19 protein-coding genes are annotated in these 21,381 nt (G+C 69.8%); 3 read left to right on the forward strand and 16 right to left on the reverse strand.

Annotated elements, in window-relative coordinates; all coding sequences use genetic code 11:
• Positions 1-12 precede the first annotated feature (12 nt).
• From BLT21_RS08965 to BLT21_RS09005, 9 genes are all read right to left on the reverse strand, one after another.
• Positions 13-852 (reverse strand): carbohydrate ABC transporter permease, encoded by an 840-nt coding sequence (locus BLT21_RS08965; RefSeq protein WP_218125762.1) that lies wholly within the window; start codon positions 850-852, stop codon positions 13-15.
• Entirely contained in the window at positions 849-1,793 is a 945-nt protein-coding gene (locus tag BLT21_RS08970; RefSeq protein WP_091501207.1) for a carbohydrate ABC transporter permease, read from the reverse strand. Before BLT21_RS08970 ends, BLT21_RS08965 begins: the two co-directional genes overlap by 4 nt.
• Positions 1,790-2,839 carry a LacI family DNA-binding transcriptional regulator gene (locus BLT21_RS08975; protein ID WP_091501209.1) on the reverse strand — a complete coding sequence of 350 codons (1,050 nt, stop codon included), beginning with the start codon at positions 2,837-2,839 and terminating at the stop codon, positions 1,790-1,792. Before BLT21_RS08975 ends, BLT21_RS08970 begins: the two co-directional genes overlap by 4 nt.
• A gap of 187 nt (positions 2,840-3,026) precedes the next feature.
• A complete protein-coding gene (locus BLT21_RS08980) occupies positions 3,027-3,659 on the reverse strand; it encodes a TMEM175 family protein (RefSeq protein WP_091501211.1) in 633 nt (210 codons plus the stop codon).
• 111 nt (positions 3,660-3,770) lie between these two features.
• A complete protein-coding gene (locus BLT21_RS08985) occupies positions 3,771-4,346 on the reverse strand; it encodes an RNA polymerase sigma factor (protein WP_091501214.1) in 576 nt (191 codons plus the stop codon).
• A complete protein-coding gene (locus BLT21_RS08990; RefSeq protein WP_091501216.1) occupies positions 4,343-5,113 on the reverse strand; it encodes a hypothetical protein in 771 nt (256 codons plus the stop codon). Before BLT21_RS08990 ends, BLT21_RS08985 begins: the two co-directional genes overlap by 4 nt.
• A gap of 165 nt (positions 5,114-5,278) precedes the next feature.
• Positions 5,279-5,668 carry a DUF779 domain-containing protein gene (locus BLT21_RS08995; protein WP_091501218.1) on the reverse strand — a complete coding sequence of 130 codons (390 nt, stop codon included), beginning with the start codon at positions 5,666-5,668 and terminating at the stop codon, positions 5,279-5,281.
• A gap of 104 nt (positions 5,669-5,772) precedes the next feature.
• Entirely contained in the window at positions 5,773-7,320 is a 1,548-nt protein-coding gene (locus BLT21_RS09000) for an acetaldehyde dehydrogenase ExaC (RefSeq protein ID WP_091501221.1), read from the reverse strand.
• A 61-nt stretch (positions 7,321-7,381) separates the two neighbouring features.
• Positions 7,382-7,789 carry a MerR family transcriptional regulator gene (locus BLT21_RS09005; RefSeq protein WP_091501223.1) on the reverse strand — a complete coding sequence of 136 codons (408 nt, stop codon included), beginning with the start codon at positions 7,787-7,789 and terminating at the stop codon, positions 7,382-7,384.
• Positions 7,790-7,875: 86 nt separating this feature from the next.
• On the opposite strand from BLT21_RS09005, the gene BLT21_RS09010 reads away from it, so the two are divergent.
• Positions 7,876-8,859 (forward strand): aldo/keto reductase, encoded by a 984-nt coding sequence (locus BLT21_RS09010; RefSeq protein ID WP_091501225.1) that lies wholly within the window; start codon positions 7,876-7,878, stop codon positions 8,857-8,859.
• Positions 8,860-8,874: 15 nt separating this feature from the next.
• Here the strand turns inward: BLT21_RS09010 and BLT21_RS09015 are convergent, their stop codons facing one another.
• The 7 genes from BLT21_RS09015 to BLT21_RS09045 form a co-directional block, all read right to left on the reverse strand.
• A complete protein-coding gene (locus tag BLT21_RS09015; RefSeq protein ID WP_091501227.1) occupies positions 8,875-9,390 on the reverse strand; it encodes a DUF2231 domain-containing protein in 516 nt (171 codons plus the stop codon).
• Between the two features lie 13 nt (positions 9,391-9,403).
• Positions 9,404-9,913 (reverse strand): DUF2231 domain-containing protein, encoded by a 510-nt coding sequence (locus tag BLT21_RS09020; protein WP_091501229.1) that lies wholly within the window; start codon positions 9,911-9,913, stop codon positions 9,404-9,406.
• 126 nt (positions 9,914-10,039) lie between these two features.
• Positions 10,040-12,235: a 4-alpha-glucanotransferase gene (malQ, locus tag BLT21_RS09025; RefSeq protein WP_256336004.1), complete on the reverse strand. Its 2,196-nt coding sequence runs from the start codon at positions 12,233-12,235 to the stop codon at positions 10,040-10,042.
• A 20-nt stretch (positions 12,236-12,255) separates the two neighbouring features.
• The gene (locus tag BLT21_RS09030) at positions 12,256-12,792 is read right to left on the reverse strand and encodes a putative glycolipid-binding domain-containing protein (RefSeq protein ID WP_091501233.1); all 537 of its coding nucleotides are present in this window, start codon (positions 12,790-12,792) and stop codon (positions 12,256-12,258) included.
• A gap of 107 nt (positions 12,793-12,899) precedes the next feature.
• The gene (locus BLT21_RS09035; RefSeq protein ID WP_091501236.1) at positions 12,900-14,228 is read right to left on the reverse strand and encodes a GAF domain-containing protein; all 1,329 of its coding nucleotides are present in this window, start codon (positions 14,226-14,228) and stop codon (positions 12,900-12,902) included.
• Positions 14,229-14,328: 100 nt separating this feature from the next.
• Positions 14,329-15,822 carry a CCA tRNA nucleotidyltransferase gene (locus BLT21_RS09040; RefSeq protein WP_091501238.1) on the reverse strand — a complete coding sequence of 498 codons (1,494 nt, stop codon included), beginning with the start codon at positions 15,820-15,822 and terminating at the stop codon, positions 14,329-14,331.
• 67 nt (positions 15,823-15,889) lie between these two features.
• On the reverse strand, positions 15,890-17,407 hold the full coding sequence (locus tag BLT21_RS09045; RefSeq protein ID WP_256336005.1) for a DUF7059 domain-containing protein: 1,518 nt from the start codon (positions 17,405-17,407) through the stop codon (positions 15,890-15,892).
• Between the two features lie 128 nt (positions 17,408-17,535).
• Between BLT21_RS09045 and BLT21_RS09050 the strand changes: the two genes are divergently transcribed.
• Both BLT21_RS09050 and murJ read left to right on the forward strand, forming a co-directional pair.
• On the forward strand, positions 17,536-19,683 hold the full coding sequence (locus tag BLT21_RS09050) for a DUF6049 family protein (protein ID WP_091501240.1): 2,148 nt from the start codon (positions 17,536-17,538) through the stop codon (positions 19,681-19,683).
• On the forward strand, positions 19,680-21,287 hold the full coding sequence (murJ, locus tag BLT21_RS09055; protein WP_091501242.1) for a murein biosynthesis integral membrane protein MurJ: 1,608 nt from the start codon (positions 19,680-19,682) through the stop codon (positions 21,285-21,287). The genes BLT21_RS09050 and murJ overlap by 4 nt, the downstream gene beginning before the upstream one ends.
• Positions 21,288-21,381 lie beyond the last annotated feature (94 nt).

The raw sequence follows: 21,381 nt of genomic DNA on the forward strand, positions 1-21,381 counted from the left end.
GTCGCGGGGAGGTCAACCCTTGACGGCACCGGCGAGCATGCCGCCGGTGAGCTTCTTCTGCAGGATCCCGAAGATGATGAGCGACGGGATCGTCGCGAGGATCGCGCCGGCGGCCAGCGGCCCCAGCTGCGTCTGCCCCTCGGCGCCCAGGAACGAGCGCAGCGCGATGGGCAGGGTGTAAAGCTCGGGGCTCTGGATGAGCACGAGCGCGAGGAAGAACTCGTTCCATGCCGAGACGAAGGTGAACATCGCCGTGGCGACGAGGCCGGGAACGAGCAGCGGCAGGATGACGGTCCGCAGGATCGTGAACCGCCCCGCCCCGTCCATCTCGGCCGCCTCTTCCAGCTCCGGCGGGATGGCGGCGACGTATCCCTGCAGCATCCAGAGCGTGAACGGCATCGTGAAGGTGACATAGACGAGGATGAGGCCGAAAAGGGTGTCGTTCAGCTGCAGGCTCCGCAGCACGAGGAACAGCGGAATGATGATGAGGATCGTCGGGAACACCTGGCTGACGAGGATCCATACCGTGCCGGCCGCGCGCAGTCGTCCCTTCAGCCGGGCGAGCGCGTAGGCCATCGGCATCGACAGGAGCACCGCGACGATCATCGTGACGATCGAGACGAGCACCGAGTTGCCGGCCGCGGTGATGAGGTTCTGCCGCTCCAGTGCCGCGATGTAGTTTCCGAAGTCCCACTGCTGCGGGATGAGGTTCACCGCGAGCGAGTTCAGCTCGCGCGTCGACTTGAACGACGCCGACAGCAGCCACAGCAGCGGGAAGCCCAGGAAGATCAGGTAGCCCGCGAGGGCGAGGTACATCAGGACGGTCGCGTACGGGGGGCGCTTGGCGGTCACGACCGTGCCCCCTTGTTCTGACGGAACTGGTTGATCAGGTACAGCGAGAGGATCACCAGGATCGCCACGACGAGCACGTTGCCCATCGCCGAGGCGTACCCGATCTCGCGGTTGCGGAACGCCTCGAGGTAGGTGAACAGCGGCGGGATCATCGTCCGGCCGCCCGGGCCGCCCTCGGTCAGCACGTAGATCAAGCCGAACGAGTTGAACTGCCAGATGAAGTCGAGCGCCGTCACGGCGATGATCACCGGCCGCAGGGCGGGCAGCGTCACGTGCCAGAATCGGCGGCCCGCGCCCGCGCCGTCGACGGCGGCGGCCTCGTGCTGCTCGGGCGCGATCGATTGCATGCCCGCGAGGAGCAGCACGGTGGTCTGCGGGATGCCGGCCCAGACGCCGACGACGATCACGGCGGGCAGCGCGGTCGAGAAGTCGCCGAGCCAGTTGACGCCGGGGATACCGAGCCAGCCGAGCACGCCGTTGAGCGGGCCCGAGTTGGGGTTGTAGATCATGCGCCAGACGATCGCGATGACCACCGGCGGCATCGCCCACGGGATGAGTGCGAGGACGCGGGTCAGGCCCTTGAGTCGCAGGTTGCTGTTGAGCAGGAGTGCGAGACCCATCGCGCTCACCAGGGTGAGGAGCGCGACCGACCCGGCCCAGACGATGCCGATGCCGAACGACTGCCAGAACCGCCGGTCACCGGCCAGTTCGATGAAGTTGTCGAGGCCGACGAAACCGACCTCGGCGTTGCGCGCGAGCGTCGCATCCGTGAAACCGAGCAGCACGCCGCTGACGAGCGGGATGACCGAGAAGATGATGATCGGCAGAAGCGCCGGCGCGACGAGCGCGATGGCCTCGCGGCGTTGCGCGCGCGCCCGCGGTCCGATCCGGCGCACGCGGGGTGGCTGCGGGGACGTCTTCGTCCCGTCGAGCGTGGTCATCCGTGGGCCCTCTCTTCGTCGACGGGCTCGAGGCGGCGGAGCGCCGACGGGGCCGACGCCGAGGACGAACCGCGCACGACCAGCGCGGGCGGCACCGTCACCGACTGCGGGGGCCGCGCGGCGTCGGCGATACGCGCCAGCAGCATCTCGGCGGCGGCGCGACCGCGCTCCTTCGCTCCGAGATCGACGCTCGTGAGCCCCGGGCGCACGACCTCGGCGAGCTCGGTGTTGTCGAGGCCCGTCACCGCGATGTCGACCGGCACGCGCAGACCCAGGTCCTCCGCGGCGCGGAGCACCCCCACGCCGATGAGGTCGTTCGCTGCGACGACCGCCGTCGGCCGGTCGGGGCGGTCGAGCAGCGGAAGCGCGGCGTCGTATCCCGCTGCGATCGTGAAGTCGAGGGAGTCGATGCGCCGGGTGCGCAAGTCGGCGTGCTTCGCGACCGCGTCGATGAAACCGTCGCGACGCATCGCGCCCGGGGTCGTGTCGGCGGGGCCGTTGACGAATGCGATGTCGCGACGACCCTCGGCGACCAGGTGGTCGACGACCAGGCGCATGGCTGTCGGCGAGTCGGCACGCACGGTGTCGAAAGCGGCGGAGTCGGGCAGGCGACCGAGCACCACGAACGGGATGGGGGCCGCGGCGAGTGCGGTGAGCAGCTCGTCGGTCACGCGCAGGGGCGAGATGATCAGGCCGTCGACGTAGCCGCGGCCGAGGTCGCGCACGACATCCACCGACGACGATCCGGTCCCGGTCGACGACAGCAGCAGCCGGTAACCGGACGCCGACACGACCTGCTCGATCGCGGCCATCATCTCGACGTAGACCGGGTTGCCGATGTCGGCGACGGCGTATCCGAGCTGCAGGGTGCGTCCACGCTTGAGTGACTGCGCGGTGGCGTCGGCGACGTATCCGAGCTCTCGTGCCGCGTCGCGCACCTTGGCCGCGGTCTCGGGGCTCGCGATCAGGCCGTTGAGGGCTCGCGACGCGCTCGCGACCGACACACCGGCTCGAGCGGCGACCTGCGTGATCGTGACACGGACCATGGCTCTCCCTCGAGCGTTTGTAAACGTTTCCAACACTGGATGTTGTAAACGTTCTCACCTCGACGGGTGCGATGTCAACCCTCGGTCTCCGCTTCACTCCCCGTATCTGGCAGCCGCGGAGGTGCCCATCCGCGCGGTCATCGGGGATCCGCACCGTCGGAGGCGCCCCTCGCGCACGATGGCCGAGTCAGCGCAGCATCCGTGCGGTCACGTTCTGCACCGGACCGGTGAGGAACATCACCAGGAGCCCGAGGTAGCCGACCGGCGGAAAGACGAGAGCGATCGCGAGCGCCGCGAGGAACAGCACGATCATCGACAGGTCGATCGACATGCCGAGGCGCAGGTCCTTGCGCGAGGCGCTGTGCAGCCCCAGATGTCGCGCCAGATGCACGCGGGTCACGAGCAGCACGCCGCTCGCAACGACGAGCGGGCCGATGTAGAGCACCTTCTGGAGCGCGTCGTCGGCGATCTGGCCCGTGAGGGCGGTGACGACCGGCATCCAGACGATCGTGAGCATCCACGCGACCGTGATCCACATCAACGCCGGGGTGATGCGCTGCACCGAGACGAAGAGGCGGTGGTGCAGCATCCAGAACATCGCGATGAGCACGAAGCTGATGAGGAAGCTCTGCAGCTGATCGCGCTGATCGACGAGCCACTCCCACGTCGTGTGATCGTTCCCCGCGCTCTCGCCCACGCTCTCCATGAGCGGCAGGATCAGCAGAGTCATCGCGATGGCGACGACGGCGTCGACGAAGGCCTTCGTGCGCTCGGCGCTGAGTCCCCGGAACCCGGGCTCCGGCGCGACGTCATCGCTCATGCCCAGGATGCTAGCGCCCGGCCGGCTCCTGCGTGCACTGCCCCGTCGGTCTGCATCCCCGTACGAAGAGATCTTGGCACAGGGTTCCGGCGCGGCGTGTCGAGGGGCCTCTCATGAGTCGATTGCACTGTAGGCGAGGCGGAGCTTGCCCAGTGCGCGCGCATATCGGGTGCGTGCTGTACCTGGATTGATTCCCATCACTCTGCCCGCGGCGGCGATCGACAGCTCCTCCCACACAACGAGCCGGACGAGTTCTTGATCGCGAGCGGGAAGGAGCTTCACCGCCTCGGCCGCGATGAACGCCTCATCCGGAACGTCCTCGACTGGAGTGAGCGCGGCCGCGGTCCGAAGCGCCTCGTCAGCTCGATCCCGACGAGCTTCACCGCGGTGGTGGTTCGAGAGCACCTTGCGGGCGATCCCGTACGCCCACGCCCGACGCTCGTCATCCACCGCCGGGAGTCGTGAGCGATGCCTCCACAGCGCCACGAGCGTCTCCGACGTGCAGTCTGCGGCATCGTCCGTCGGCGTGACACGCCGGGCGAAGTACCTCAGAAGCAACGGGACGAGCGGCGCGACTGCCTCCTCGAAAGCGCGATCACCACCCCCGGCGACGGCGGCTGTCTCATCCTTCGCAAACCGGTCCGCGGGTGGCTTCAACTCGCTTCCAGCTGCTCTCGCCGCGGTCATCGGTCGTCCCCGAAGACCTCGTCGAAGACCTCATCCACGAGCTCGCGGCGTTCGACCCCGTCCCAGCCCGGAGCTTGCTCGTATTCAGCCGCGGCCTGCGCAGCTTCGCGGTCCCCCGCCGCGATCCGCTCTGCGAACGCCCGCATGATGTCTGTTATCCCGCCGCCGTCAGTGGCTACGAGCGCAGGCCAGCCAGCTGCTTCCGCGATGACGCGAGACGCGGTCTCCTGCGCCGCGGTGTCACCACCGTCATTCGCGGCGATCCACGCAGTCAACCAATCCTTGTATGACTCCGACTCGTAGGCCCGGCGGAGCGACGTGACCGGGGTGAGTGCATCACGGGACGAGATGGTGACGACGCGTGCAGTCAGATCCTCTCGGGTGACCCCCGGCGCCAGCGGCATCCACGTGGGATAGACCGATGCGACGACCTCGTCGAGATCGGGCGCACTCAGATCGATCCATTCATCATCACAGTCGTATTCGGTTACTCCACCGTCGATGCAGCGATCGCGATGGTCGCCGGGATTCGGGGATCCGAACCATCCCGTCTGCGCCATGAAACCTGTCGCAGCCGCACCAGCGGGAACGCCCACCACAATCACTGCTGCTATCGCCGCCGCGATCATCGCCCAGCGTGGCCGTCTCCGTTCCGGACGCGCGCGGCGCACGGCCAGCAGCGCATCACTGTCGGAGACGGTCGTCAACGCTGCGGGGTCGGCCGCCCGCAGGGCGGCAATCAACTCGTCGTCGGCCATCATCTTCATGAGCGCTCCCATCGTGTCTGAACACTCAGTTCATGTCCGCACCAACCCGAACCGTTTCATTCCATTCGAGAAAGGTCGGCTTCGCCGTCGACCGCATGGGGACCCCGCCGGCGGGACGAGCAGGAGCACGGCACGCCAAGCCAGTCGATGAGTAGCAGTTGACCATCAGGTGCGCTGACCGAGTCCGAAATGCTGCATCTCAGCTTCGCTCAGCATGCGCGAGCGGATGATGAACCGCATCCCGGTCGGCCCTTCCACGCTGAATCCGGCGCCGCGCCCCGGCACCGCGTCGATCGTGATGTGCGTGTACTTCCAGTACTCGAACTGCGCGAGCGAGATGAACACCTCGATCGGATCGTCGAGACCGACGTCGAGCTCGCCAAGCTTCACGTCGGCCGGCCCCGTCAGGAACATCCCGACCGGATAGCACATCGGTGCTGAGCCGTCGCAGCATCCCCCCGACTGGTGGAACATCAGCTTCCCGTGCTGCTGCGTGAGCCCCCGCAGGAGCTCCCCCGCTTCGTCGGTGATCGCCACCCTGCTGTATCCGCTCATAGCCCTCTCCCTCCTTCGATCCGCGAGACCTCACTCGCGCCCCGAGACCCTGGCGTCAAGCCATCGTCTCGGGGCGCGGATGGGGTTTCGCGGATGGATGCGGCTCAGAAGAAGCCCATCGCGCCTTCGGCGTACGACACGAGGAGGTTCTTCGTCTGCTGGTAGTGGTCGAGCATCTTGAGGTGATTCTCGCGGCCGATGCCCGACTGCTTGTACCCACCGAAAGCGGCGTGCGCGGGGTACTGGTGGTAGGTGTTCGTCCACACGCGGCCGGCCTCGATCGCCCGGCCGGCGCGGTAGGCGGTGTCACCCGAGCGGCTCCAGACGCCCGCGCCGAGCCCGTAGAGGGTGTCGTTCGCGATGCCGATCGCATCGTCGAAGTCGTCGAAGCTCGTCACCGAGACGACCGGGCCGAAGATCTCCTCCTGGAAGATGCGCATGTCGTTCGTGCCCTCGAAGACCGTGGGAGCGACGTAGTACCCGCCACTCAGCTCACCGCCGAGGTCGACCCGCTCGCCACCGGCGAGCAGCTTCGCTCCCCCGGCCTTGCCGATGTCGATGTACGACAGGATCTTCTCGAGCTGGTCGTTCGATGCCTGCGCACCGATCATCGTCGCCGGGTCGAGCGGGTTGCCCTGCACGATCTTGCCGACGCGGTCGAGGCCGTCGCCGAGGAACGAGTCGTACACCGACCGCTGGATGAGCGCCCGCGACGGGCACGTGCACACCTCGCCCTGATTGAGCGCGAAGAACGTGAAGCCCTCGAGGGCCTTGTCGTAGTAGTCGTCGCGCTCGCGCGCGACATCCTCGAAGAACACGTTGGCGCTCTTGCCCCCGAGTTCGAGCGTGACGGGGATGAGGTTTTGCGAGGCGTACTGCATGATCAGGCGCCCCGTCGTCGTCTCGCCCGTGAACGCGACCTTGCGGATGCGGCGGTGCTGCGCGAGCGGCGCGCCGGCCTCGATGCCGAAGCCGTTGACGATGTTCACGACGCCGGCCGGCAGCAGGTCGCCGATCAGCTCGAACAGGAACAGGATCGATGCGGGCGTCTGCTCCGCGGGCTTGAGCACGACGCAGTTGCCGGCGGCGAGCGCGGGCGCGAGCTTCCACGTCGCCATCAGGATCGGGAAGTTCCACGGGATGATCTGCCCGACCACGCCGAGCGGCTCGTGGAAGTGGTACGCGACGGTGTCTTCGTCGATCTGGCTGAGCGAGCCCTCCTGGGCGCGGAGCACCCCGGCGAAGTAGCGGAAGTGGTCGATCGCGAGCGGGATGTCGGCGGCGAGGGTCTCGCGCACCGGCTTGCCGTTCTCCCAGGTCTCGGCGACCGCGATCTTCTCGAGGTGCTGCTCCATGCGGTCGGCGATCTTGTTCAGGATGACCGAGCGCTCCGCAGGCGTCGTCCTCTTCCACGACTCGAACGCCTGCCAGGCCACGTCGACCGCGCGGTCGACGTCTTCGACGGTGCCGCGTCCGACCTCGCAGAACGGCTTGCCGGTGACGGGCGTGATGTTCTCGAAGTACTGCCCCTTGACGGGTTCGACGAACTCGCCGCCGATGTAATGCCCGTAGCGGGCGCGGTACTCCGCGACGGCTCCGCGCTGACCCGGAGCGGCGTAGACGCTCGAGACGCCCTCTTCGACGATGGTCATGTCATCTCCTCGACTCCCCGCGGCGCCGATGCTGCGGTGGTGCCGGGCACGCTACGCCGACCTACGTTGCATCCCGTTGCACAGGGGGCGCGACGGCGCTTCGATAGCTCTCGATCTTCCGTTCCAGTGCCACGAGATGCCGGTGCAGCTCGGCCTGGCGTTCGAGCACGACCACGTGATGCGCTTCGAGGAGGGCCAGCCGCTCATGCTCGTCGGCGCCCGCGTGATAGGCCGCGGCGAACGTGCGCATCTCCTGCACGCTCATCCCCGTGCCGCGCAGCATCACGACGCCGGCCAGCCAGCTCAGCGAGCCCGCGTCGTAACGACGCCAGCCTCCGGGTCCCCGCGGCGGAGCAGGCGCGATGCCTTCCTTCTCGTAGTAGCGGATCGTGTCGACGGTGATTCCGAGCAGCTCGGCGGCGGCGCTGATCGTGACCGGTTCGGCGGTCCGGACCTCGGGTAGCAGCATGAGCGGAGTGTGTCATTTGACATGGTGTGCGCACCAGGGAGCATGCTTGCCGTCATCCGCCTCCCCACGATGAACGGACGACAACCATGCGGCAGACTCCTCTCGGCTCTCAAGGACTGATCACGTCGGCGATCGGGCTCGGATGCATGGGAATGAGCGCCTACTACGGGGGCGCGACCGAGGCGGAATCGATCGAGACGGTCCGCCGTGCTCTCGAAAGGGGGATCACCCTGTTCGACACAGCCGAGGTCTATGGGCCCTTCGAGAATGAGAAGCTCCTGAAGCGGGCTCTCGGGACCGACCGTGAGGCTGTGACGGTCGCCTCGAAGTTCGCGTGGGACTTCTCCGACGACGGCACGCCGCGAGGCATCGACGGCTCACCCGCCCACGCCCGCCGAGCGATCGATCGTTCACTGCGACACCTCGGCACAGACCACGTCGACCTCTGGTACCTGCACCGTGTCGACCCCGACGTGCCCATCGAAGACACGATCGGGGCCATGGGCGAAGCGGTGGAAGCCGGCAAGGCCCGCTACATCGGCATCTCGGAGACCTCCGCGGAGACCCTGCGACGCGCACACGCGACGTTCCCCGTCAGTGCGATCCAATCGGAGTACAGCCTGTTCGAGCGCGATGCCGAACACAACGGCGTCCTGGCCACGGCGAACGAGCTCGGAATCGGATTCGTGCCGTTCTCGCCGCTGGGGCGCGGCTTCCTGACGGGAACGGTGACCCGCACAGACGACCTGCCCGCCGGCGATGCCCGCCGCAACCTGCCGCGCTTCGCCGACGACGCCATCGCGGCCAACCTCCGCGTCGTCGCCGCCCTCCGGTCGATCGCCGATGAGAAGGGGATCACCCCGGCGCAGCTCGCGCTCGCGTGGCTCGTGCAGGCCGGTACGACCCCCATCCCCGGGACGACCAAGCCCGGCCGTGTCGAGGAGAACGTCGCGGCGGCGAGCGTCGTGCTCGAGACCGACGATCTCGCCCGCATCGAGGCGGCGTCACCGCACGGAGTGGCAGTCGGTGCGCGCAACACCGAGGCGGCGATGGCTCGCGACCGCGGTTGAGGTCGCGCGTCGGACTCAGCGGCGCACGCGCCGCACCACGAAGCCCTCCGCCTGCGTCGACTCGTGCGCCACGCGCACTCCGTAGCGGTAGGCGAGCTTGCCGCCGAGCCAGCCCGACGCGCTGAGGGTCAGCAGGCTCACCACGCTGAAGATGACGCCGGCGACCGGGATGTCGTCCGTCGAGGTGCGCAGGAACAGCTGGAACAGGTACGCGCCGCACACGACGAAGTTCAGCCCCATGTGAATGGTCGCGGTACTCGACGAGCGGGTGCGGTCGGGGATCCTCAGGTAGTCGAAGATGCCGAGCACGATCGCCACGACGCTGCCGACGAGGCCGATCCCGATCAGCACGCGCGACCCGACTGCATACGGGGTCGGATCGGCGACGATCAGGCCGATGACGTCGAAGACGAAGCTGGCGATCCACGCACCGATCGGGATCGTGACGGCGATCGGATGGAACGGATGTCCGTAGGGTCCGGCGAGCGGGTTCGCGGGGCGCTTGTCGGGGCGGGTGTCGAGGTCGGTCATGGTCTCTCCTCGGTCAGGGCAGCGGTTCCAGGCCCTCGGCCTGCGTGGTCTCGGTCGCGACTCGAACGCCGTAGGTGTGGGCGAGCTTGCCGCCCAGCCAGCCCGAGACGGAGAGCAGGGCGAGCCCGGCGAAGCCGGCGATCATGGCGAGGGTCGGGACGGTCTCCGCATCCACGCGCAGCGCGAGGCTGCCCGCGAAGATCGCCATGGCGATGAGGTTGAGCACCATATGCGTCAGGCCTGTGGCGCGCGCCGGCGTCCCCTTCGGGATGCTGCTCCAGTCGATCAGTCCGAGGACCGATGCGCCGACGGCGCCGATCAGGCCGATCGCGATCAGGATGCGGGCGCCGAGGGCGAAGGCGGCCTCGTCCGGTCCGACGACGGCGATGACGTCGAAGACGGACGCCGACACCCACGTGCCGATCGGCAGGATGATCGCGATCGCGTGGAACGGGTGCCCGTACGGACCCGCGATCAGCGACCGCGGATACTTCGCTCGCGTCAGCGGTGCGGTGTCGACCACGGCGTCTCCTCTCGTCCGACGCCCCGACCGTACGGGTCACCTGCGCATCGGGAAGTAGCGGGTTGACAAGCCCGTCGCCCGCCCCCTATCGCGAGACGTCGCCGATCACGAGGCGCCGCCCGCGGTTCACGACCCCCGCAGGCTGCGCTCGACCGCACCGACGAGGGAACGGAAGCGCGGTGAATTCGCGAGATCATCGAGCAGCACGACGTCGCCGTCGGCATCGGCGAGCGGTACCTGCCAGTTGGGATACTCGTCGTCGGTTCCGGGCTGGTTCTGGACGCGCCGCTCGCCGACAGCATCGACGAGCGACACCCCGAGCAGACGCGACGGGGACGCGGCGAGGAACACGTGGAGCGCCTCCACGATGTCCTGCTCGGTGGCCCGTTCGTCGATCAGCCCGCGCGAGCGCAGCTCGGCGAGCATCCGGTCGCGCTCCCGCTCGAAGTCCCGACGCTCGTCGTCGACCGAACGCGTCAGCAGGCCGAGCCGGGAACGCAGGTCGACGTGCTCGCCCTTCAGATACCCCGCCGTCGGAGGCAGATCGTGCGTGTTGACGGTGGCCAGGACGTCTCTTCGGTACCGTTCCGGGGCGAGCGGACTCCCGTCGCCATCGCTCTCGAACCACAGCACGGACGTGCCGAGGATGCCGCGGTCGGCGAGGTAGTCGCGCACCCACGGCTCGACCAGCCCCAGATCCTCGCCGATGATCACCGCACCGGCGCGCTGCGCTTCGAGAGCGAGAACGCCGATCATCGCCTCGTGGTCGTACCGCACGTACGTGCCCTCCCCGGGCCCGAGGCCGTCGGGGATCCACCACAGGCGGAAGAACCCGAGGATGTGGTCGATGCGCAGCGCGCCGGCGTGCCGCAGCAGGGTGCGGACCATATCGCGCAGTGGCGCGTACGCGGACTCGGCCAGTCGCGCCGGCAGCCAGGGCGGTTGGTTCCAGCTCTGGCCCTGTTGGTTGTACATGTCGGGCGGTGCCCCGACCACGACACCGGGCGCATAGAGGTCGTGCATCGACCATGCATCCGAGCCGACGGTGGAGACTCCGACCGCCAGGTCGTGCATGATCCCGATCCGCATGCCGGCGGCTCGGGCCGCGGATGCTGCGTCGCTCAGCTGGACGTCGACGATCCATTGGAGCCACACGTGGAACGCGATCCGGTCCCTCAGCTCCTCGCGCAGCTCGCTCACCGCGGGGTCGTCGATCGCGACGCCGTCGGGAAGACGCCGACCCGCCTCGACCTCGTGCTCCTGCACGGCGCACCACAGCGCGAAGTCGGCGAGGGCCGTTCCTTCCCGACGGGCGAACGCGGCGAGCTGCGAGCGCCGCGCCGGCGAGAGCTCGACCTCGTGAACGAGTTCGAGGGCCTCGCGCTTGGCCTTCCAGACGGCGTCACGATCGATCCGGTTCGCATCTTCGTTCGTCGCGGCCGCTTGCTCACGGAGCAGGTCGAGCTGTGTGCGCGCGTCATCCGAGAGATATGCCGCCTCGGGAATGAGCTCGGGACGAATGTACAGCGGGGCGAGGAAGCGCCGAGACGACGGGAGGTAGGGCGAGGGCTCGATGGGCGTCGTCACCTCGGCGGCATGGACCGGATTGATGAGCAGGTAGTCAGCACCCGCCTCCCCCGCCACCGCGGCGAGGTCGGCGAGGTCGGTGAAATCGCCGAGCCCCCACGAGCGCCGCGAACGCACCGAGTACAGCTGGGCCATCAGTCCCCACGCACGACGTGCCGGGTCCGCGGGAGGAAGCAGCAGCCGATGCGGCGTGACGATCACCGCGCCGCTGTCGAGGACGTCCGCGTCGGCGCCGTACTGGCGTGCCTGCAGCGAATGCCAACCCAGGGGCACGTCAGCGGGGATCGGGACCCTCACCCGCCACCGGGTGCGGCCGTCCACGGTCCGCGCGACCGGCTGCTGCTCGGGGATGGACAGCGGACGGATGGAACCGTCCTCCAGGACCAGCACCACCTCGACGTCGTTCCCGTCGGCGACGTGCAGCTCGACTTCGCCGGCTCCCGCTCGCACGACCGTCGAGCCAGGGACCAGGCGGCGCCAGGGACGCGCCTCCGCCTCGGCGAGCGACGTCGCGGCCTGATCGTCGTCGGCCGCGGCGACGCCCATGGCCGTCAGCACGGCGCGCAACGTCGTCGCGGGCACACGTACGCGTTCGCTCGCGAATGATGAATACTCGGTCGCCACGCCGTGCGCCTCGGCGAGGGCGGTCAGCGTGGGGCTCGATTGCCCTTCGCGCGCCCCACCGTCCGACGCACCGCCGACCTCTCCGGCGCCCGCCGGGGCAGGCGGGGTCACATCTCCTTCTCGACCATCGCTCATGAGCCGGTGACCCTTTCGAACAGTCCGGGATAGCTGAGGACGAAGCCATCGTCGTCGACGGTGACCGTGCGGCGGAAGTCGTCGTCGCGCGATTCGTAGCAGTAGGCGCGCGGGCCGACACGCGTGTAGCGCTGGCGTCCGAGGACGACCTCCAGGCCCGGAACCTGGACCCATGCGACCTCGATGTCCGCGCACTGGCCGACCGACAGGCCGAGCCGTCGAATGGGCAGCGCGTTCGTGGCGGGCGTCGCGGTGATGTCGATGTCGACGGCTGCCGCCAGCTCGGGCCGCGGCGACCCGTCGACGGTCCAGGTTCCGTCGACGTGCTCGATGCGGAGCTCGCGACCCTCGGAGGCGATGTTCGCGTGCCGGAAGATGCCGCCCGCGTCGAGCCGGATCGCGTAGCGGCACTGCTGAGCGCCACCCTCGATCTCGCCGATGACACGGATGCCGTCATCGGAATACTCGACCGTGCAGCGCTCGACCGTCTCGGGCGACCCCACGGCGGTCCACGAGATCCGCGTCGTCCTCATGCGTTCCCTCTCTCGACGTCCAGGATGCCGGGATCGTGAGCCGCCCGATGTTTCACGTGCAACATCCCTGGCGCCATCCTGTCAGCGGCCGTCTCGGCACGGAACGGTCAGCGGTCGGGGTTGCCGAGGGCCGACAGCCGTGCCACGATGCCCGACCTCTTGGGCGACCGGGCGGGCAGCAGCCGAAGACAGAGCAGCAACACCTCCTCGTCGCGCGCGCCGTCGCCGGATTCCGCGAAAGCGAGGAGGGCGTCGACGGACGCCTCGGCCATCAACGACTCCCGCAACGCGGCCCGGACCTGTTCGCGCACCTCCTCGGTGCCCGGTGCGGACGAATCCGGGAGCACCGGTCCCCGGTATGTCGCGAGGGCGACCCGATGAGCGCCCCGGTCGAGCAGGGAGACCACGTGCTGAGCATCGGTCTCGAGGTCGGCGGCGAGTCGATAGGGACGAGAGAGCGGCACCAGGTGCGGCGCGTCGCGCTCCAGCACGCGGCGGAGACGAACCATCTCGGGTCGGAGCGTGTCGACGGAGTCCGGGCCGTACACGAGTTCGCCGAGACGCTCAGCCGAGAGCCCCTGCCGGTGGGTGGCGAGCATGAGCAGGATGTCCGCGTGTCGTGCCGATACCTCGACGATCCGCTCTCCGTCCGGGCTCGACACTTCGAGCTGAGCTCGGTCTCGTCCCAGCACGCGCAGGGTCGACGACACGGGCGATCTCGCCGACCGGCCGTGCGATCGGGTGAAACCGCGCGATCGCTCTGCGCGTGATCGCAGTCGGGCGACGAGCAGCTCGCTCTCGATCGCGCGGGCGGTGGCATCGACCAGCAGTCGAGCCTGCGGCGTCGCCGCCTCGGCCCGGCCCGTGACGTCGATGACACCGAGCAGACGGCGCGTCTCCGGGTCGTGAACGGGCGCGGCGGTGCACGACCACGGCTGGACGTGTCGGTTGAAGTGCTCCGCCCCCCGGATCTGCACCGACCGGTCGAGCTGCAGCGCCGTTCCCGGGGCTGACGTGCCGACCGCCGACTCCGACCAGTTCGCGCCCGCCACGAAGCCCATGTCCCCCGTCAGCGCGCGCACGCTCGCATCGCCCTCGACCCACAGCAGCCGCCCGGCGGCGTCGCCCACGGCCACGACGACCCCGGAGTCGGGGCTCGGCACGAGCAGCGCGCGCACCATCTCCATGACGCCCGCGAGCGGATGCGCGCTGCGGTAGGCGGCGATGGCGCGCTCGTCGAGATCGAGCGGCGGCAGGGCCTCCGCGCCGACGAGGTTCGCGATCGAGCGGCGCCACGAGTCCCGCACGAGAGCGCGCACGTCCGCGAGGCGACGGTCCGCGTCGGACCCGGCGAGCAGCTCGTCGTGAGCACGCTCGATCAGCAGACGGGACGACTCGGGAGCGACATCCCACTGTGCGGACCACGAGGAGGACACGGGTGACTCCGTTCGACGGTGAGGGAGCGCCCTCAGCCTAAGCCGGGCCGCTCCGTCGCGGAAGGGCCCGCTGCGCGGCCGTCCGGGCCTCTGCGCCCCGTCAGCCGTCGGCCCGGGCGGCCCACCAGTCACGGAGCCGCTGCTCCGCTGCGTCCGCCCCGATCATGCCCTCGTCGAGCCGGATGTCGAGCAAGAAGCGGTACGCCTCGCCGACCTCCCGACCGGGGCCGATGCCGAGGATCTCCTGGATGCGGTTGCCGTCGAGCTCGGGACGCATGGCTCCGAGCTCCTCGGCGGCGGCCAGCTCGTCGATGCGGTGCTCGATGTCGTCGTACGCCGACTTCAATCGAGCGGCCTTGCGCTTGTTGCGCGTCGTCACGTCGGCCCGTGTGAGGATGTGCAGACGCTCGAGCTCGTCGCCGGCATCCCGGACGTAGCGCCGCACGGCCGAATCGGTCCAGGATCCCTCGGAATAGCCGAAGAACCGCAGGTGCAGTTCGACCAGACGACTCACGGACGAGATCGTGTCGGAGTCGAACCGCAACGCCTGGAGCCGCTTGCGCGCCATGCGCGCGCCCTTCAGGTCGTGATGGTGGAAGCTCACTCCCCCACCGGGCTCCAGCTTGCGCGTCGCAGGCTTGCCGATGTCATGCAGCAGCGCGGCCAGGCGCAGCACCACGTCGGCATCGGCACCGGGATGCCGCTCGTGCTCGAGGTCGATCGCCTGTCGCAGAACCGTCAGCGAGTGCTCGTAGACGTCCTTGTGATGGTGGTGCTCGTCGATCTCCAGGCGCAGCGCCGGCACCTCGGGCAGCACGAGCTGCATGAGCCCGGTGTCGACCAGGAAGCGGATGCCGCGATCGGGGGCGTCCGTACGCAAGAGTTTGACGAGCTCGCCCTGAACGCGCTCCGGGCTGACGATCGACAGGGTCTCGCGCAGCTCTTCCATCGCCTGCTCGGTGGCAGGGTCGACCGAGAACCCGAGCTGCGAGGCGAATCGCGCAGCGCGCAGCATCCGCAGCGGGTCGTCACCGAAACTCACCGACGGGTCGCTCGGGGTGCGCAGCGTCGTCGCGACGAGATCCTCGACGCCCCCGGTGGGATCGACGAGCGACGGCCCGGGCACCCGCAGCGCCATGGCGTTGACCGTGAAGTCGCGCCGGGCCAGGTCCTGCTCGAGGGTGTCACCGAACTCGACGGTGGGCTTGCGGGTGACCCCGTCGTAGCTGTCGGCCCGGTACGTCGTGATCTCGACCTGGGCCCCCACGCCCAGAGGCTCCCAGGAGCGCCGCGGCGATCCTGGGAGAGGGCGCGGGGAGTCGCCGCGGACCTTCGCGCCGATGGTGCCGAACGCCCGTCCGATGTCCCACGTCGCGGTCGCGAGGGGCTCCACGATCCGCAGGATGTCGTCGGGCCGCGCGTCGGTCGTGAAGTCGAGGTCGTTCGTCGCCCGTCCGAGCAGCGCGTCACGCACGGGACCGCCAACGATCGCCAGCTCGAAGCCGGCCCGCTCGAAGGCGTCGGCGAGCGCCGCGACCACCGGCGATGCCGCCAGGGCGCCCAGGCGCGCGACACCCTCGGCCATGTTCAGCATGCCTCCGAGCCTACCCGGCCCCCTCGGTGCTGCCCGGGAGTCGCGTCGGCTCCCCGCCCGGCCGGGGTCAATCGGCGAAGCCCAGGAAACCGGTGAAGAGAAGCTCGCGCACGCGCGGCAGCAGGTCGGCGCGCAATGCGGCCGCGTCGACCTCGAGCAGATCGGCGATCGCCGAGACGAGCACACCGACCGGCAGATCGCCGTCGCTCGCGCCCACGAGAGCGGCGAGTGCCGGGTCGACGTCGAGCACCCGGCCGAATCCGCCGCCCTGACGCAGCTCGATGACCTGAGGGTCCTCCACGCCAGGGACGTGATGGCGGGCCTCGGTCACATCGAGGGCGACGCGCAGCACCGCTGCATCCAGATCGGCATCGGTCATGGCCGACAAGCGCTGCCATGCGGCGAGCGCGTCGCCGACGTGCGGGCCCAGAGCCCCGGCGATATTGCCGGTCAGCCGTTCGTAGCGGGCGAGCGTGGGGATCACCGACGGCCGGTGCAGGGTGATGTAGCCGAATCCGATCGCGGTCACGCCGCGCGCCGCGAAGTCGTCGAGCCACGCCTGGACCAGCGGGGCGTACGCGGGCGAACCCGGCGCGGTTCCGCCGTCGCGCACCCAGAGCTCCGCGTATGCGAGGGGGTCGAGCTGCTCGCGCTCGACGACCCACGCGTCGAGCGCGACCGGCGAGCCCGCGACCCACGAGCGCACCCGGGCGAGTCCATCCTCTTCCTCTCGGTACTCCCAGTTGCCGAGCAGTTGTGCGACGCCGCCCGGGGCCAACACGGTGCCGACCTCGCGCACGAAGCGGGCGACGAGATCGTCGCCCGCCATCCCGCCGTCCCGGTACTCGTACGCCGGCACGCCCTCCGCACGCGGGGTGATGACGAACGGCGGGTTCGACACGACGCGCTCGAACTGCTCACCGGCGACGGGCTCGAACAGGCTGCCGGCCCGCGTCTCGATGCCGTCGATGTCGTTGAGCAGCGCGTTGAGGCGCGTGAACGCGAGAGCGCGCTCCGACACGTCGGTCGCCACGACCGTGTCGCCCGCCCGGCGCGCACGAAGCGCCTGGATGCCGCATCCCGTGCCGATGTCGAGCACGCGGCCGACGTGCGAGGTCAGCTGCAGGCCGGCCAGGGTGAGCGATGCGCCGCCGACGCCCAGCACATGCCCCGTCGGCAAGGGGCCGCCGACCGCGGCCTCGTCCAGGTCGCTTGCGATCCACCAGTGGCCCTCACCCGCGGCGTCGGCGATGTCCTGCGGGCGCACGAGAGCGTCGGGCACGACGAGGTCACCCTCGAGGTGGGCCAGGCCGAGCTCGACGAGACCCTCCGCCCCGAGTGCGGGCAGCGCGGCATCCAGCGACGCGCGCGACGTCGCTCCTCCCAGGAACAGGACGCCGGCCAGCACGGCGAGCGCGTCGGTGCGCCCCGCGAGCGCTCGGCGGGCGGGCTCCGTGAGGCCGTGGCCGACGGCGGTGTCGACCATCGCACCCCAGAGGCCGCGGACGGCGTCGGCACGGTAGCCCGCGGCGTGCAGATCGGAACGGAACGCCGCGCAGCGGTCGGCATCGAGGTGCAGGGTCACCCGTCCATTCAACCGTGCCGGCACGGCAATCGACCCCGGGCGCGGCCCGCCTCGGATGACGCACAGCAGCGCCGCCCTAGACTCTGTGCGACCCTGCGGTCGGGTATCGCAGCGCGTCGACAGCCGCCATGACCGAGATCTCTCCTGCCCCCGCACGCGCCCGCCGCGCGCGTCGCGGTGCCCGCTTGCTCGGATGGGTCGCGGCCGCCGCGATCGCGCTGGCTCCGCTCGTGACGCCCGCTGCCGCTCTCGCCGACGAAACCCCAAGCCCCACGCCCACCGCCAGCCCCACCCCCGGCAGCCCCGGCACGGCGTCGCTCATCGCGGCCGCTGCCAACTCCGGGCTGGTCCCGACGGGGTCGGATGCCATCATCTCGGTGGTTCAGCGCAACGACTCCGCACGGGCTCTTCCCGCGGGTGCGCTGTCGGTATCCCTGTCACGCACCGCTCTCACGTCGCAGCAGGCGGTGACCGACTGGCTGCGGCCCGTCGAGGGCGCCGAGCAGGCTCTGCCCCCGCTCGAGGAGGTCGCGACGGCCGAGGTGCCCGAGCTCAATGCCGGCGATGAACGGGGCACGAATGTCTCGGTCCCCGCCGAGGAGCGGGACCTGACCGGTCTCGCCCCGGGCGTGTACCCCGTGACCGTGTCGGGACCCGGCGGATCATCGAGGACCGTCATCACGGTGCCCCGGCCCGACGCCCCGGCCCGCTCGGTCACCGTGATCGTGCCGATCACGACCGACGCCCGAACCTCGGGGCTGCTCACGGCGGCCGAGCTGACCGAGCTGACGGGCGAGGACGGGGCCCTGACCGCGGCGCTCGACGCCGTGGCCGGCACGCCGGCGGTACTCGCGGTCGACCCCGCGATCACCGCATCCATCCGCGTGCTCGGATCGAGTGCACCGAGCACGGCGAGCGATTGGCTCGAGCGCCTCGTCGAGCTGCCGAACGAGCGTTTCGCCCTGCAATTCGGGGACGCCGACCTCGCGACTCAGATCAACGCCGGTCTGCCGGCGCTGCTCGAGCCCACCACGTTCGCTCCCTACGCCGACCCGGCGAACTTCACGTCGACGGCGGGCTCGACTGCCACCGGCTCCGTGCCCGACCCGACCGAGATGACGGCGGTCGGTACCGTCGCGAACACGATCGACGCGGTGTACTGGCCGGCCTCCGGAACCGCCGGTGGTGCGGTCGTCTCCGCCCTCGCGGCGCAGTCGGGCCCGGATGCCCCCGCACTCACGCTCGTCCCCTCCGCCACGATCGACGGCGGCGGCGAGGCGGTGCGACTCGCGGTGGGAGACGCCGATCTGCTCGCGTACGACAGCGGGGTCTCGGCGGAGCTGACGCTGCTGGCGGCGACCGGCGACGACACCGCGCTTCGCAGCGTCGCGCTCGCGGCAGCGACCGCCCAGGCCGCGCTCAGCGGCGACGGGGCGGTCATCGCGACGGTCGATCGCCCGGCCGCCGGCTCACGCGCCAGCCTGCGGACCGCCATCTCGGCCGTCTACGCGAGTCCGGGAGCGACGCCGATCTCGCTCGAGGACGTCCGGGCGGGCGCCGAACAGCAGGCGGGTCTCATCGACGTCCCCGCCGATGAAGCCCGCGTCGCAGCTCTCGAGCGCTTCCTCGCGGACGAATCGCGCCTCGCCACCTTCGCCACGGCCCTCGTCGAGCCCATGCAGCTGACGGCGCGCGAGCGCACGGCCATCCTGCAGCTCATGGGCAACGCCTGGCTGGCCGACCCCACCGGGTGGGCCGCCGCGGTAGACGAGCACGAGCAGGCCACCGAGAGCACGCTCAACGCCGTCGGCATCGCGAACCCGGGCACGATCAACTTCCTCGCGACGAGCGCACCGATCCCCGTGACGGTGCGCAACGACCTGCCGTGGCCCGTATCGCTCGTCCTGTTCGCCGAGACGGGCGACCCGCGCCTGATCGTTCAGGAGGCGACGGTCGTCGACGCCGGCGCCCAGCAGAACACCCGCGTCGAGGTGCCTGTCGAGGCCCGAGTGGGCAGCGGTGAGACGACGCTCACGCTGCAGCTGCGGAGCACCGCGGCCGTTCCGATCGGCGCGGCCGAGTCCATCGGCCTCACGGTGCGCGCAGAGTGGGAATCGGTCGGCATCACGGCGATCATCGTCATCGTCGTCGTCCTGATCGCAGGCGGCGTCGTGCGTACGGTGTTCAAGCTGCGGCGCCGCCGCGATGGGACATCCGCGGAACCGCACGATGGCGGGCAGCAGGACGACCCCGAACATCAGGAGAGCACGGAGTGAGCGGAATCGGCCGGGCAGGAGCGGTCGTCGCCGCGGGAACACTCGTCTCCCGGGTCACGGGTCTCGTGCGCAACATCGTGCTCGCCGCCGCGCTTCCGGTCATCGCGACCGGCGCGACCGGCGGAGCGGCCAACGCCTTCGCGATCGCCAACCAGCTGCCGAACAACATCTACGCGGTCATCTCGTCGGGACTCCTCGCCGGCGTGATCGTGCCCCAGATCATCCAAGCCGCGCGGCACCGGGACGGCGGCAGCGCCTTCGTCTCCAAACTCCTGACGCTCGGCCTGACCGCTCTGACAGCCACCACGATCCTGGCAGTCATCGCGGCACCGCTGCTCGTTCTCGCCTTCGGCTCGCAGCTCAGTCCCCAGGCATCCGCACTGACGCTCGCCTTCGCCTACTGGTGCCTTCCGCAGCTGCTCTTCTACGGCATGTACGCGCTGCTGGGCGAGATCCTCAACGCGCGCGGCGTCTTCGGTCCCTTCGCCTGGTCGCCGATCGTCAACAACATCGTCTCGATCATCGGGTTCCTCGCCTTCATCTGGGTTTTCGGTGTCCAGGAGGACGTGATCGGGTGGACGCCGACGATGGTCGGGGTGATCGCAGGCTCCGCGACGCTCGGCATCGTGGCGCAGGCGTGCGTGCTCCTGCTGTTCTGGCGACGCGCAGGTCTGCACGTCCGACCGGACTTCCAGTGGCGCGGCATCGGCTTGCGCCACATCGGACGACTGGCCGGCTGGACGTTCCTCATGGTCCTCGTCGGGCAGGCGGCGGGTCTGGTGCAGACGACGCTGGTGAGCGCGGCGTCCAATCAGGGGGCATCCGTCGCCGCGATGTCGTACGCGTGGCTCGTGTTCATGCTTCCGTTCTCCGTGATCGTGCTGTCGATCGGCACTCCCTACTTCACCCGGCTCAGCGAGCACGTCTCGGCCGATCGACCCGAAGCCCTGCGCGCCGACCTCGATTCAGCCACGCGGACGATCGGGGTCTTCATGGTCGGCGCTCTCGCCGCCATCGTCGCGGCGATCCTGCCGATCTCACGCGTGTTCACCACGAGCCCCGAGACGGCGGCTTCGTTCGCCTGGGTACTGGGTGCCTACCTGGTCGCTCTGCTGCCGCTGTCGTTCCAGTTCGTCCTGCAGCGGACGTTCTACGCTCACCAGGACACACGCACGCCCTTCTTCTTCACCCTCGTGCAAGCGGTGCTGGTGGCCACGACCGCGGTGACCGCGTTCGTCGTGCTGCCGGTCGAGCAGCTCGCCGTCGGCATCGCGCTGGGGCAGTCGCTCGCGAACATCGTGCAGCTCCTCCTCGCCGTCATCCTCCTGCGCCGGAAGATCGGAGCGCTCGAGCTGACGGGCGCGGTGCGCGCGATCCTGGTCTTCGTCGTCGCCGGCGTGCCGGCCGCGGCAGCCGGCTGGGGAACGTCCGTCCTCATGGCGCGCGTCGCCGGCTGGTCGATCGAGACGATGCCGGCCGCCCTGTTCGGCGGCGCGGTCATCGGGCTCACGACCCTCGTCGTCTACGTGCTCCTGCTCGCGCTGCTGCGCGCGCCCGAGCTGGGTACGGCCGTCCGCGCGGTGCGCCGCATCCTCGGTCGCTGAACCCCCTCCCCCACGGCCGCCGGGGAATGCCCCGCGGCTACCATGGGTTGGACGTGTCGGGGTATCCGCGACGCGGATTCCAGACCCCAGAAAG

The organism is Microbacterium sp. cf332 (assembly GCF_900102175.1).
Lineage (GTDB): Bacteria > Actinomycetota > Actinomycetes > Actinomycetales > Microbacteriaceae > Microbacterium.

Excerpts from the sequence above, each read along its gene's own strand:
- BLT21_RS08970 (WP_091501207.1), bottom strand. The coding sequence starts at position 1,793 with ATGACCACGCTCGACGGGACGAAGACGTCCCCGCAGCCACCCCGCGTG.
- BLT21_RS08975 (WP_091501209.1), bottom strand. The coding sequence starts at position 2,839 with ATGGTCCGTGTCACGATCACGCAGGTCGCCGCTCGAGCCGGTGTGTCG.
- BLT21_RS08980 (WP_091501211.1), bottom strand. The coding sequence starts at position 3,659 with ATGAGCGATGACGTCGCGCCGGAGCCCGGGTTCCGGGGACTCAGCGCC.
- BLT21_RS08985 (WP_091501214.1), bottom strand. The coding sequence starts at position 4,346 with ATGACCGCGGCGAGAGCAGCTGGAAGCGAGTTGAAGCCACCCGCGGAC.
- BLT21_RS08990 (WP_091501216.1), bottom strand. The coding sequence starts at position 5,113 with ATGAAGATGATGGCCGACGACGAGTTGATTGCCGCCCTGCGGGCGGCC.
- BLT21_RS08995 (WP_091501218.1), bottom strand. The coding sequence starts at position 5,668 with ATGAGCGGATACAGCAGGGTGGCGATCACCGACGAAGCGGGGGAGCTC.
- BLT21_RS09000 (WP_091501221.1), bottom strand. The coding sequence starts at position 7,320 with ATGACCATCGTCGAAGAGGGCGTCTCGAGCGTCTACGCCGCTCCGGGT.
- BLT21_RS09005 (WP_091501223.1), bottom strand. The coding sequence starts at position 7,789 with ATGCTGCTACCCGAGGTCCGGACCGCCGAACCGGTCACGATCAGCGCC.
- BLT21_RS09010 (WP_091501225.1), top strand. The coding sequence starts at position 7,876 with ATGCGGCAGACTCCTCTCGGCTCTCAAGGACTGATCACGTCGGCGATC.
- BLT21_RS09015 (WP_091501227.1), bottom strand. The coding sequence starts at position 9,390 with ATGACCGACCTCGACACCCGCCCCGACAAGCGCCCCGCGAACCCGCTC.
- BLT21_RS09030 (WP_091501233.1), bottom strand. The coding sequence starts at position 12,792 with ATGAGGACGACGCGGATCTCGTGGACCGCCGTGGGGTCGCCCGAGACG.
- BLT21_RS09040 (WP_091501238.1), bottom strand. The coding sequence starts at position 15,822 with ATGCTGAACATGGCCGAGGGTGTCGCGCGCCTGGGCGCCCTGGCGGCA.
- BLT21_RS09050 (WP_091501240.1), top strand. The coding sequence starts at position 17,536 with ATGACCGAGATCTCTCCTGCCCCCGCACGCGCCCGCCGCGCGCGTCGC.